The sequence below is a fragment of the Streptomyces sp. NBC_00193 genome, from assembly GCF_026342735.1.
GTDB classification, from domain to species: Bacteria; Actinomycetota; Actinomycetes; order Streptomycetales; family Streptomycetaceae; genus Streptomyces; species Streptomyces stoeckheimensis.
Map to the genome: position 1 here is coordinate 5,884,628 of NZ_JAPEMM010000001.1, position 12,262 is coordinate 5,896,889.

Here is a 12,262-nt window from a genome sequence, read left to right on the forward strand (position 1 = left end):
CCGCGGGGCACCCGCTCAGGGGCAGCTGATGCGGGCGTCGCCCGGGTCGGTGGTGCAGGTGTCGGTGCCCATGCCGCCGTTGGCGGTGTCGTTGGCGAGGACGCCGTCGGTGGTGGTCAGGCGGTCGTTGCCGTAGTAGCCGGTGAGGGTGTCGTTGCCCGGGCCGCCGTTGAGGGTGTCGTCGCCGAAGCCCCCGTCGATGTTGTCGTTGCCGGGCCCGCCGTGGACGGTGTCGTTGCCGTAGCTCGCGCGGATGGTGTCATTGCCGCTGAGGCCGCAGATGACGTCGTTGGAGTAGCCGCCGTTGAGGGTGTCCGTACCGCTGGTGCCGATGATCGTGCAGCCGCGGGAGTTGTTCACCGAGGTCGATGCGCCGGCACTGTTGTTGCCCGGGTTCGGGTCCTGGGGCGTGGCCGTGGCGGAGGCGCTGTTCGTCAGGGTGCCGGTGGCACGCGGTTCGGCCGTCACCGTGACCGTGGCGCTCGCGCCCGGTGCGAGGCTGCCGAGGGCGCAGGTCGCCCCGGTCGCCGTGGTCGTGCAGGTGCCCTGGGAGGGGACGGCCGACAGGAGGGTGCCGCCGGCTCCGGAGAGGGTGTCGGTGAGCGTCACGCCCGTCGCGGTGGCCGTGGACGTCGAGGCGTTGGTGACCCGGACCGTGTACGAGGCCTGGTCGCCGATGCTCACGGTCGTCGTGCCGGTGTTCGTCACCGACAGGTCGGCCGCCGGAGGGGGCGGAGGCGGGGTGGTGCCGCCGCCTTCGTAGCGGGCGATGCCGAAGGCGCCCAGCCCGGCCAGCCCCGCGGCCACGATCTTCCCGTCGGGCTGCACGAGCACTCCGCGGATCTCCTCCCCGCCCAGCATGCCGGTGTACACCCGGCCGTCACCGCCGCCGAAGCCGGTGTCCAGGCTGCCGCTCGGCAGGTAGCGGGCGAGGGCGAAGTCGGAGGCCTCCTGGCTGTCCGGGTCGTCGGCCGTGCCGCCGACGAGGATCTTGCCGTCCTGCTGGAGGGTCATGTCGTAGGCGACCGCCGTGCTGAGCGGCCAGACGGTGGTGACCCGGCCGCCGGTGCCGAAGGCGGCGTCGGGACTGCCGCCGGAAGTGAACCGGGCCAGTGCGAACCCGGTGTTCGTCGACCCCGCGGCGACGACCGCGCCGTCGGACTGGACCGCCACGGCCCGGCCGAAGTCCGTACCGCCGAAGTCGGCGGTGGCCATGCCGTCGCCGCTGAAGGAGGTGTCGAGGCTGCCGTTGGACAGGTAGCGGGCCACTCCGAAGTCGAAGGCCGTGCTGCCCACGTAGCCCACCGCGACGAACCTGCCGTCCGCCTGGAGCGCCAGGCCGGTGGCCTGCCCGCCCGCGTCACCGGGGAAGGCGGGAGCGAAGCCCGCCACCACCGTGCCGTCCCCGCCGAAGGACGGGTCGGGGCTGCCGTTCGGGTTGAGGCGGGCCAGTGCGAAGCCCGCCCCGCCGCTGAGGCCCACGGCGAGGATCTTGCCGTCCGGCTGGACGACCAGGTCGGCGGCCCCCGACGCGCCGCCGAAGTCGTCGACGCGTACGAGACCGGCCGAGCCGAAGCCCTGGTCGAGCGAGCCGTCGGTGTTGTAGCGGGCGACGGAGAAGAAGCAGCAGCCGCCGCCCTCGTCCGGGACCTCGGTGCGGCCGGCGACCACGATCTTGCCGTCGGAGGGCTGTACCGCCACCGCCTCGGCCTGGTCGTCACCCCCGAAATCGCTGGTCACCCGGCCGTCGCCGCCACCGAATCCGGTGTCGACGCTGCCGTCGGCGTTGTACCGGATCAGCGCCATGTCGAACGGGACGCCCGGCCCCGTGACGTGACCGGCCACGACCAGCTTGCCGTCGCCCTGCCGGGCGACGTCCAGACCCTCGGCGTAGTCCCACGGTCCGCCGTCGTCCGGGAAGTACGTCTGGACCTTGCCGGAGCCCGCGAAGCCGGGGTCAGGGTCTCCCGGGGCCGCCAGCGCCGTACCGGGCAGCGCCAGGACCAGCGCGAGCGCGGCGGCCGTCGCTGCTGCCAGCACCGTGGCCGCCCGTCCACCGCTCCGGACGGGGCGGCGGCGCCCTTCGGGTGGGCTGGGGTGTGAGTGGATCATGGTCGTACGGACCTCCGAGTCGCGCCGGGGAACGAGCAGGCAGCAGCTTCGTGCCGGACGTGCGCCGGGCGGCCGAGGCGGGGCCGGGCCGGGTCCTGCGAGGGCGGGGATCCACCCCCGTGGGCGAACCCGGGCGAAGAGGGCTCGGACGCGGCGATGAGTCCGCGGCAGTCCGCAGGTCCACCCCTTGACGTCGGGAAGAAGGTGTTCGACGACGGCGCGGTGTCCACGAACCTCGCCCTGCTCGCGCCCCGGTCGCCGGTCCGAAGGGCCCCGCGTCCCGGCCGCCGGGGCGCTGTATCCCCCGTGCGCGGATACCCTGGTACATGTGATCGAGTCTGGACGGCCGCGGCTCCGCACGCGCCGCGGCCAGGGAAGACTTGTGCGGCTGTCGCCGGTCTTCCTGACCGTCGTCATCGCCAGCCTCGCGTACACCACCCCGCCGGAGATGGCCTTCAGCCGCCTCCTGCCCGCCGCGCCGGCACTCGCCGCCGCCATGTGGCCGGTGCTCCCCACCGTCCTGCTCGGTACGGTCTGCCTCCTCCTGATGATCGGTCTCAGCCTCGTCTTCCCCGATCTGGGGACGTGGTGGACGGCCTCGGGGATCATCGCGGTGACCGTGGCCGCCGCGTACGGAAGCCACGTCCGGCTCCAGCGGGAGCGCACCCTCTTCCAGGTGCGGCTCGTGGCCGACGCGGCGCAGCAGGTGGTGCTGAGCCCCATGCCCCACCGCATCGGCGGCATCGAGATCGAGTCGCTGTACCTCGCGGCCGCGGCGGAGGCCCGCATCGGCGGGGACTTCTACGAGGGCGTCGACACCCCGTTCGGGGTCAGGCTGCTCATCGGTGACGTGCGGGGCAAGGGACTCCCGGCCGTGGGGGCGGCCGCGGCGATCGTCAACGCCTTCCGGGAGGCGGCCTACGGCGAGGCCGAGCTGGTCGACATCGCCCGCAGACTGGACGCCAGCAGCACCCGCTACAACTCGGCCTTTCCCCCCGAGGGGCCGATGGAGCGCTTCGCGACGGCCCTCCTCGTCCAGATCCCGCGCGGGGCCGGGCACATCGACGTCCTCAACTGCGGACATCCGCCGCCACTGATCCTGAACCGCGGGAAGCTCCGCGTCCTCGACTCGGCCGCCCCCTCCCCGCTGCTCAGCCTCGCCGAGCTGATCGGAGACCACTACACCGTCGACACCTTCGGCTTCGCCCCCGGCGACGTGCTGCTCCTGTACACCGACGGGATCGCCGAGGCCCGGGCCCGCGACGGCGAGTTCTTCCCGCTGACGGAGTGGATGCGCCGACAGCCCCCGGCGCCGCCCCGCGACCTGCTCACGGCCCTGCACCGGGATCTGCTCCGCTACAGCAGGGGACGCCTCGACGACGACATCGCGGCCCTGGCCGTACGCCTCTTTGAGTCCTGAGGAACCCGTGCCGTCCGGGCCGCCTCCACCGCCGCCGCCGAGGTGTAGAGGGTGAGCGCCCGCCCGCCGTGCACCAGCTTGGCCGCCGCCCAGTGGAACGGGTTCGCCCGCCCCTCCACAGCAGCGGCGTGGTCGGCCACCAGCCGCCCGACCCGCGCCAGGAGCGCCGGATCGAGACTCCGGCGCAGCCTGCCGTGCGCCTCCCGCTGCTGCGGGGCGTACAGGTTGAACGGCAGGTACAGCGTGGCGTCCTGCGGCCGGTCCCCGTCGCGCGAGGTCATGCTCCAGCACAGGGTCGGGCGTACGCCGGCCAGGTCGAGCGGCTCGGATCCGCGCGGGGCGCAGTCCGCCACCAGCCCCGCCGCGGCTGCCGCCGCAGCGCGGCCCAACGGGGCCAGGCGCGCCGCGAGTTCGGCGGTGGAACGCTCCGCGACCGTCGTGTAGAACTTGATCCGCGCGTGCGGGGACTCGTCCACGTCGAGCGCGAAGAAGGCCGGCATCAGGTCGGCCATCCCCTGGGGGTCGTGGCGCTGCAGCCAGCTCCACGCGCCGCCCTGCCCGAGCCGGTCGAGGGCCGTGCCCACGGTCTCCCGGCTGCGCTCGGTACCCGCCGCCAGCGTGTCGAAGTACACCTTGGGGCGCGCGATGCCCGACGCGCGGACCGAGGCCGCCAGGCACATCCCGAACGCCGCCCGCTCGCTGCGCGGCCGGAACAGGCCGGTGACCTCCCGGGCCCGCTCCGGGCGAGCGAGGCCCAGGCGCTCCAGCTCGGCCAGCGTCCGCAGGCCGCGCTCCCAGCTCCCGGTCGCGGAGGCGGGGCCCCGCTCGGACAGCGGCCGGAAGAAGAGCCGGACGTCGACGCGGTCCCCGTCGAGCACGAGGGAGTACTCGAACGGGGCGGTCGCCACCGCGTCCTGCCGCGTACCGCCGCCGTCGGCGTCCCGCGAGACCCGGTGGCCCCATCCCTCGAAGAGGGTTCCGACGGCGGCCTGGGCCGCCGCGTCGAAGCGTTCCCCCAGGCCGAGCACCTCTCCCAGGTAGCGCAGCCCGTCGACGGCCAGTCCCGCGTACCCGGGCCGCTGGGTTCTCACGGGGCGACCGGTTCGGGGACGGGAGGCAGGTAGGGCTTGGAGTCGATCCCGGGATACATCCGCTCCAGGTGCCCGATCGTCTCCTCGGTCCAGTAGTCGTCCCCCGGGGGCGGGAAGCCCAGCAAGTGGCGCTGGCGCGGGTCCAGTTCGACCATGAGCTCGTGCAGGGTGTTCCAGTTGGGGTGGGCCGGCCGCATCGACCACAGGTGCTTGTCCGTCCAACGGGCCTGCGCCCCGTGCATGTTGAAGAACAGCGCGAGCCGCCGGCCGAGCGCCTCGTTGTAGGCCGACCCCCGGTGGACGATGTCGCCGACGAAGAGCAGGAGCGAGCCGGCTTCGGCCTCCACGGGCCGCTCCTGCTCGTACAGCCCGGGGTACTCCGCCTTGTCGTACGAGCCCTTGCCCGCGTCGGTCAGCAGCGGCAGCCCGAGGTGCGCGGCACGGTCGACGACGTAGGTGGGCGCGGTGTCCGCGGTCACGTCGGTCAGGTAGAGGATGCCGTACACGCGCTGGTAGACGCCGTCCGCGCGCGGGTGCACCAGGCTGCTCGCCGCCCAGGCGTCGTTGTGCAAGGTCTGGTCCCGGCTCTCCCCGTACGCCGTGCCGTACTTGGCCTGGATGAAGGAGCTCGTCAGACGCAGGTCGGCGGTGCCGAGCATTTCCTCCACGACGTCGATCACCCGGGTGTCCAGCGCGTGCCGGTTCAGGTCGTTGCTGGTGAAGGGGAACGGGACCGCGTGCTTGAGGGCGTTGACCTCCTCGGGCGTGCTCCCGCTCGCCTCCGGGTCGGGGAAGTACGTGTCGATCGCGGCCTGCGCCCGTGCGAGGGCCTCGCCCGTCACGAAGCCGGGTACCAGGGCGTATCCCCGGCCGGCCAGCTGTTCCACTATGTGCTTGGTGTCCATGGTGTCCGTCCGTCTCGGCTCTCGGAGAGGTGCTCGTGCGGTCCGTCGCTCCGCTCCGGGCGCGGGGCGCGGGACACGACGATGTTCTTGTGGAAGGCGTCCAGCCGCAGGGACTCGCCGACCGCCCGGCCCCCGACCTCGATCCAGGCGTGCGCGGCGAACGGCATCAGGCTGACGCCGGAGATCCAGTCGGGCCAGCTGCCGCGCAGGCGGGCCAGCAGGGCCGCCGCGATCGAGCGCTCCAGGCAGTACGGCCCGGCGGCGCGGCGGCTCACGGAGACGACGTCGCTGCGCGCGGCCAGCGCCTCGGCGTGGGTGGCGGGGCGGGCGCCGCCGCTGACCAGGCGCAGTGCCCGCTCCAGCGCGTGCGGGCTCAGCCGGGTCAGGAGGCGGCTCGCCGTGACGGCCAGCACCGGCAGGGGCCGGCGGCGCAGCGGCAACCGGGCGCGGGGCTCCAGGGTCATGGGCAGCGTCACGTCAGACCAGCACCTTCGCGCGTCGCATGGTGTCGATCAGCTTCGCGATGTCGCCGGGGATCCGGTCGGCCGCCTCCGGGTGGCGTGCGCACAGCTCGTCCACGACCTCGTCCGGGGTGCGTCCCGCGGCGAGCATCTCGAACACGGACGTCCCCATCGGGTTGATGCGGAAGTACGTGCCGGACTTCTTGTCCAGGAGGACGGCGGCGTCCTCGGTCTTGGTGAGTACGACATGAGGGGAGATCTTCAGCATGGTGAGGCCAGTCGTCGGTTCGTGAGGGGGCGTTCGGGCGCCGCCGGTGCCGGGTTCCCCGCGACGGCCTGCATCCAGGCCTCCGCGGCGACGGTCAGCTCCAGCGCGTTGGTCTCGTACTCGGGGCGCATCGTGTCCCGCAGGGCGGCGCGCAGCCGGTCGATGTCCACCAGGCCGTGCTCCGCGAGCAGCGAGTCCTCGAACAGGCCGAGGAGCGAGCGGCGGTTGCGGGCCAGTCCGCGGTGCACCGACATGCTGAACTCGCCCTTGGTGGAGCGGGAGAGCGCGCCCGCCCGGGAACCGGGCGCGCCGTCCACCCGCATGGCGGCCTTCAGGACCGGCTTGAATCCCGTGCCCGGCAGGGCCTCGCCGCGCGACACCGACAGGGCGGCCTCCAGTACCGCGTCGTCCATGTACGGCAGCGACAGGGTGATTCCCTGATGCTCCATCAGGGCGCGCAGCGGGCCGAGCCGTTGGCCGCCGATGCGGTGTCCCGCGATGCTGGTGTGCACGGAGCGGGTGCCGGCCTGCGGGGTCCGGCGGGCATCGCCGGCGGCGGCGACCGCGCGCACGGCCTCGACGTTGGCGGGTGTCGCCCACGGGGTCACGCGGACCTGCGGTCCCCAGCTCAGGCCGGGGCCGAGGACGTCCGGCCGGGGCAGGTGCAGACTGCTCAACTGCTCCTCGAGCCAGCCCTGGTACGTCTGCTGCCGGGCCAGCCCGCGCAGGACGGAGGGCATGCTCCAGCGCCGCAGCCGGGCGAGATCGCGGATGCCGCGCACCGCGCGCAGGGGTGCACGGGCGTAGAGGTCGGCGAAGTGGGACGGTGCGATGGTGAACAGCTCGTCCCCGCCGAACCCGCCGATGTGGACGTCGGATCCGGTGGCGGCGAAGATCCTGGACATCGCGGTCTTCCGCGCCCGGTTCCGGATGAGGGTGTACGGCTCGCCCAGCCCGTACGGAACGTCCTGGACGAGCCCGCGGCCGGATTCCCAGATCCCGTCGTACGGGCCCGGGACGTCCTCGGGGCCGAGGACCGTCAGGTCCCGGTCGATCTCCCGGGCGGCGATCGCGGCCCAGTGGGCGTCGTCGTGGTTGGGGTCGACGGTCTGCTCGACGAACGACCGGAACTGCGCGCCCTGGCCCGCCAGGAGGAAGCAGAGGGAGGTCGAGTCCATGCCTCCCGACAGGTCCGCGGAGAGGCCGCCGGCCGTGGCGATCCGGACGGCCACCGCCTCCTCCAGCGCGGCCCGCACCCTCGCGGCGCCGTCGGCGAGCGACAGCGTCGGCTCCGGGGGAGTCCACCAGGTGGTGGACTCGACCCGGTCGGCGGTCATGCGCAGCCGCTGGTCGGCGGGGAGCCGGCGGACCCCGTGCCAGTAGGTGCCGTGGGTCAGCCCGTAGTCGAATCCGGGGTGCAGCATCCCCCAGGCGACCATCTCGATGCGCGGGGTGGCGCCGCTGAGCCGGGCCAGCGGTTCGACGGAGTCGGACGCGGCGTACGAGCCGTCCGGGCGCCGGGCGTAGAACACCTGGCGCACGCCGGAGGCGGTTCCCTGGACGTAGGTGGAGCGGCCGTCGGTGTAGAGGACGTGGAAGCTGCCGGCCGTCCCGTGCGCGGCGGCCATCAGGGCGGCGGCTTCGTCGTGCCGTGCCAGCAGGCGGGCCAGACGCCCCGCGTCGATGCTCGTCTCGCCGAACAGCGCGAGGCGTCTGGCGCCGGCTTCCGCTGCGATCAGGCGGGCGTGTGAGCGGTCTGCGACCACCCATGGCCGGCCCGAGGCGTACGTCAGCACTTCGGTGTTCTCGGTCGGCCCGGCGGAGACCGGAAATGCGTCATCGGCGTTCTCCGGTAAAGCGATGAACCATGACGCACTCAAGGAATCCCCCTAGCCAACCGAATTCGTGCACGGCGATTAGATGATCGCGGTGCCCTCACCGTCGTTGCTGGCCCAGCCGTACCACATCGTGAGCTCGGAGAACTCGCCGATGGGCAGCATTTCGGGTGCCTCGTATTCGACAACCTCGTGGTCGTTCATTTGTGTCACCCCCTTCCGTTCGATTGATCAACAACCTAACAAGCGGGGGTGGGGATTTGCGAGACGGTACTTTCGATACATTCGCCCGTGATGGCCGAAAGCCACGGCCCGGGCGAAAGGGAATCCTCAATTCCGATTGTTGAAGGTGCGTGTCATATGCACTGGTCTCCCGGCGGGTCAGGCGTGCGTCGCGGCACCCCGGGCGCGCGGCAGCGGTGCACCGCTGAGCGGACTCGAATGGCCGGAACAGGCCCTCTTGACCGTGAAGTGCACCTGGAGTACTCCGGTCCACACGAGCGCCGAACCCAGCAGGTGGAGCATCACCAGGAGCGAGGGCAGGGCCGTCACCGACTGCACCAGCCCCACGAGGCCCTGGCCCAGCAGCACGGCCAGGAAGGCGACCGCCTTGCGGCGCGCGGCGCCGAACCCGTCCTTGGGCAGGGCGGAGAGCAGGACTCCGGCCAGCACCAGGACCGTCCCGGCCAGCAGGCCGTGCACGACCGTCACGGCCGTCCAGTTGAAGGGCATCCGCGCCACGTCCGAGGAGTCGCCCGCGTGCGGACCCGAACCGGTGGCGAGCGTGCCCACGAAGACCAGCAGGGCCGTCACCGCGACCAGGGCCACCGACAGCGACCGCACCCGCGCGACGGGCACGGCGCCGGCGCCGCTGTCGGCGTCCACATCAGGGTCGGCGCCGGAGCCGGCACCGGTGTCGACACCTGCATCGGCATCGGCGTACGCCGCGTGCCAGGTGTACACCGCGGCGGTGAGCAGCAGCGTGGCGGCGAGGAAGTGCGCGGCGACGATGTACGGGCTCAGCCGCATCCAGACGGTCACTCCGCCGACGACCGCGTTGAGCACGACGATCCAGAACTGTGCCCAGCCTCCGCGCAGCACCGCGGGCACGGGCTTTTCCTGGAGGCGTGCGGTAATGATGACCCAGCCCACCACGGCGCACAGCGCCCCGGTCAGGAGTCGGTTTCCGAATTCGATGGCGCCGTGCACCCCCATTTCCGCGGTGGGGGCCAGCGTTTCTCCCGTGCACATGGGCCAATCGGTACAGCCGAGACCGGATCCGGTGACGCGGACGATTCCGCCGGTCACGATGATCGCAATACTTGCCACGACCGAACCCAGTGCGGCCACTCTGACGCTTCTCGCTCCGAGTGAGTACCTGTCGGCAAGCCATGAGAGGGGAGTGCGCACGATCAGCCTTTCCTTAAGTCGCTTTTACGCGCCATGGGGCGGGACCTCAGCGTACGCCGCGCATTTGCCCCGGCCTGACGGGGCGTCGCAAACTCAAGGGGGGTGACGGACCCGCGTGCCGCGGGCCTTCCTCAGACCACGGAGAGCAGGTCCACGACGAAGACGAGCGTGGAGCCCGCCGGGATCAACGGCGAGGGCGACTGCTTCCCGTAGCCGAGGCGCGGGGGGACGATGATCTCGCGCCGACCGCCGACCTTCATCCCCCGGATTCCCCGGTCCCAGCCCTTGATGACCCTGCCGCCGCCCACGGCGAACTTGAACGGTTCGCCCCGGTCCCAGGAGGCGTCGAACTCCCTCCCGGACGCGAAGGTGACCCCGACGTAGTGAACCCGGACGACCCGGCCCGGCTTCGCTTCGGCCCCGTCGCCGACGACGAGGTCCCGGACGGTCAGCTCCTCGGGAGCCTCACCCGCCGGAAGCTCGATCTCGGGCTTCGTCGGTTCACTCATCGCAGCCTCATCACTCTGGTCGCTCCACGCAGCAGACGATCGCGCCACCGGGGACGCTGATCGACTGAAGTACATCAAACCCCACGGACCACGGCACGCCACCACCGCGCAGGAGCGATGATCTCCACGAGGGAACGGCGAGAGGCGGATGACCATGGGTGACCGGCGACCGAGAATGGTGCTCCTGTGCGGTCTCCCCGGTGCCGGGAAGACCACGGTGGCCAAGCGGTTGGAGCGGGAGCTGTCCGCCGTGCGGCTCTGCCCGGACGAGTGGCTCGCGGAGCTGGGCTTCGACCTCTTCGACGGCGAGGCCCGGGACCGCATCGAACGCCGCCTGTGGCGGCACGCCCAGGACCTGGCGCTCACCGGAGCTGTGGTGATCTTGGAGAACGGGTTCTGGCAGCGTTCGGAACGGGACGAGGTGCGGCTCCGCGCTCGCGCGCTCGGGGTCGAGGTCGAACTGCGCTTCCTCGACGTGCCGATGGCGGAACTGGAGCGGCGCATCGGTCTGCGCAACCGGGAGCCCGGCTCGGTCGTGGTGACGGGCGAGCTGCTCAGGGAGTGCCGGAGCCGGTTCGAGGCCCCGACTCCGGCCGAGCTGGACCTGTTCGATCCGCCCCTGTCCTAGACGCGGTGCGCGGAGTCCAGGAACGCGGAGATCAGGGACGCTCCGGTGCGCTCCAGCCAGGTGTCGAGATCCATCGTGCCCGGGTGGATCCGGCGGGTGGCGGGGATGTCCGCGCGGTAGCCGAGGGTGTTGAGCCACTCGTTGGCGTAGGCGAAGTCCTCGCTCAGGGACCGGATCGCCTCGATCGGGACCTGAACGTAGGGCAGCGGTATGCCGAGCGCCTTCTCGATGGCCTCGGCGATCCGAACCGGCGTGAGTTCGTCCCCCGCCAGGGAGACCTCCCGGCCGATCCACTCCTCCGGGCGGGAGAACGCCAGCGCGGCGACGGCCCCCACATCGTCCACGGCCATGATCTGCTGCGGGACCTCCGGCGCGAGCCCCGTGGACAGGCTCCCGTTCCGCAGCGCGTATCCGCCGGTGAAGTTCTCCATGAAGGACACCGGCCTCAGGATCGTCGCGGGCAATCCGAGCGCGGCGATGTGCCGCTCGATCCGCCACTTGCTGACCAGGTTCACCGGAAGCTTCTCCTCCAGGTGCCGGTCCGCTTCGGCGACCGAGGTGAAGACGAAGTGTCCGATGCCGACGGTGTGTGCGGCCTCGGCGACGTTCACGCCCCAGCGCACCTCGTCCTCGGCCGTGAACTCCGGTGCGGTGCCGGGCGATCCGATGGTGGGCTGGACGCTGAACAGGCCCCAGGCGCCCTCGGCCGCGGCGGCCAGGGAGTCGACGTCCTCCATCTGCGCCCGTACGACCCGTGCGCCGGCCTGCGCCAGCGCCGTGGCCCGGGCCCCGTTCGGGTCGCGCGTCACTGCGCGCACCTCCCAGCCGTCGCGGAGCAGGTGACGGGTCACGGCCCTGCCCTGCAGGCCGGTGGCCCCCACCACCACGACGGTCTTCTGCGTCGGCTTCATGTTCTCCTCCACCGTGTCCATGCGGAAGGGGAGCCGTCCCGTAAGTGGGGTGGCCCTCCGTTTCTCGTTCGCTACGATATGGAGGGCCACCCCACTTAGCAAGCCTTCACTTCAGGAGCCCCCCGTGCCGAAGGACGCCGCCACCCCGCCCCGCCGGCCGCTGCGGGCCGACGCCCGCCGCAACGCCGACAAGATCCTGGCCGCCGCCGGGGCGCTGATCGCCGAGCACGGCGCCGACGCCTCCCTGGAGGAGGTCGCCCGCCGCGCCGGAGTCGGCTCGGCCACCCTGCACCGGCACTTCCCGTCCCGGCAGGCGCTCCTGGAGGCGGTCTTCAAGGGCCGGGTGGAGGCCCTGTGTGCGAGGGCGGACGAGCTGCTCGCCGAACCGGACCCGGGTCAGGCCCTGTCCACCTGGCTGCGCTCCGTCGGTGCACATGCCGTGACCAACCGGGGGCTGGGGGCGTCGCTGATGCGCGACGCGGCCCCAGCGCCGGGTGAGACCTGCCACGACATGATCACCCGTGCCGGAGACGCCCTCCTTGCACGCGCCCGGGAGGCGAACGCCGTACGCCCCGAGATCACGACCGGCCGGCTGCTGAAACTCGTCGGCGCCATCGCGCTGGCCACCGAGCAGGACACCGACGGCCCGGCCGAGGCCGACCTCCTGCTGGAGATCGCCATCGACGGCGTACGCGCACGCTGACCCCGGCTC

At 72.3% G+C, this 12,262-nt stretch carries 13 protein-coding genes; 3 read left to right on the top strand and 10 right to left on the bottom strand.

The window, feature by feature from the left end:
• Window positions 1-15: 15 nt before the first annotated feature.
• Entirely contained in the window at window positions 16-2,040 is a 2,025-nt protein-coding gene (locus OG898_RS26370; RefSeq protein ID WP_266959610.1) for a calcium-binding protein, read from the bottom strand.
• A 454-nt stretch (window positions 2,041-2,494) separates the two neighbouring features.
• Between OG898_RS26370 and OG898_RS26375 the strand changes: the two genes are divergently transcribed.
• A complete protein-coding gene (locus OG898_RS26375; RefSeq protein ID WP_250740071.1) occupies window positions 2,495-3,532 on the top strand; it encodes a PP2C family protein-serine/threonine phosphatase in 1,038 nt (345 codons plus the stop codon).
• Here OG898_RS26375 and OG898_RS26380 read toward each other — a convergent pair.
• From OG898_RS26380 to OG898_RS26415, 8 genes are all read right to left on the bottom strand, one after another.
• Window positions 3,469-4,623 (bottom strand): hypothetical protein, encoded by a 1,155-nt coding sequence (locus tag OG898_RS26380; RefSeq protein ID WP_266959613.1) that lies wholly within the window; start codon window positions 4,621-4,623, stop codon window positions 3,469-3,471. The genes OG898_RS26375 and OG898_RS26380 overlap by 64 nt on opposite strands.
• A complete protein-coding gene (locus tag OG898_RS26385; RefSeq protein WP_266959615.1) occupies window positions 4,620-5,528 on the bottom strand; it encodes a phytanoyl-CoA dioxygenase family protein in 909 nt (302 codons plus the stop codon). The genes OG898_RS26380 and OG898_RS26385 overlap by 4 nt, the downstream gene beginning before the upstream one ends.
• On the bottom strand, window positions 5,510-6,004 hold the full coding sequence (locus OG898_RS26390; RefSeq protein WP_250740068.1) for a lasso peptide biosynthesis B2 protein: 495 nt from the start codon (window positions 6,002-6,004) through the stop codon (window positions 5,510-5,512). The genes OG898_RS26385 and OG898_RS26390 overlap by 19 nt, the downstream gene beginning before the upstream one ends.
• A gap of 1 nt (window position 6,005) precedes the next feature.
• A complete protein-coding gene (locus OG898_RS26395) occupies window positions 6,006-6,257 on the bottom strand; it encodes a lasso peptide biosynthesis PqqD family chaperone (RefSeq protein WP_250740067.1) in 252 nt (83 codons plus the stop codon).
• Window positions 6,251-8,053, bottom strand: coding sequence for an asparagine synthase-related protein (locus tag OG898_RS26400; RefSeq protein WP_266959618.1), 1,803 nt, complete (start codon window positions 8,051-8,053; stop codon window positions 6,251-6,253). The genes OG898_RS26395 and OG898_RS26400 overlap by 7 nt, the downstream gene beginning before the upstream one ends.
• Window positions 8,054-8,173: 120 nt before the next feature.
• Window positions 8,174-8,296, bottom strand: a complete 123-nt coding sequence (locus OG898_RS26405) for a lasso RiPP family leader peptide-containing protein (protein ID WP_133895650.1) — start codon at window positions 8,294-8,296, stop codon at window positions 8,174-8,176.
• A gap of 177 nt (window positions 8,297-8,473) precedes the next feature.
• The gene (locus tag OG898_RS26410) at window positions 8,474-9,502 is read right to left on the bottom strand and encodes a COX15/CtaA family protein (protein ID WP_323184890.1); all 1,029 of its coding nucleotides are present in this window, start codon (window positions 9,500-9,502) and stop codon (window positions 8,474-8,476) included.
• A 131-nt stretch (window positions 9,503-9,633) separates the two neighbouring features.
• Complete coding sequence (locus tag OG898_RS26415) at window positions 9,634-10,011, bottom strand: FKBP-type peptidyl-prolyl cis-trans isomerase (RefSeq protein ID WP_250740065.1); 378 nt, start codon at window positions 10,009-10,011, stop codon at window positions 9,634-9,636.
• Between the two features lie 154 nt (window positions 10,012-10,165).
• Between OG898_RS26415 and OG898_RS26420 the strand changes: the two genes are divergently transcribed.
• A complete protein-coding gene (locus OG898_RS26420) occupies window positions 10,166-10,639 on the top strand; it encodes an ATP-binding protein (RefSeq protein WP_250740064.1) in 474 nt (157 codons plus the stop codon).
• Here the strand turns inward: OG898_RS26420 and OG898_RS26425 are convergent.
• Window positions 10,636-11,571 carry an NmrA/HSCARG family protein gene (locus tag OG898_RS26425; RefSeq protein WP_266959625.1) on the bottom strand — a complete coding sequence of 312 codons (936 nt, stop codon included), beginning with the start codon at window positions 11,569-11,571 and terminating at the stop codon, window positions 10,636-10,638. The genes OG898_RS26420 and OG898_RS26425 overlap by 4 nt on opposite strands.
• Before the next feature lie 103 nt (window positions 11,572-11,674).
• Between OG898_RS26425 and OG898_RS26430 the strand changes: the two genes are divergently transcribed.
• Window positions 11,675-12,253, top strand: coding sequence for a TetR/AcrR family transcriptional regulator (locus OG898_RS26430; protein WP_266959627.1), 579 nt, complete (start codon window positions 11,675-11,677; stop codon window positions 12,251-12,253).
• Window positions 12,254-12,262 lie beyond the last annotated feature (9 nt).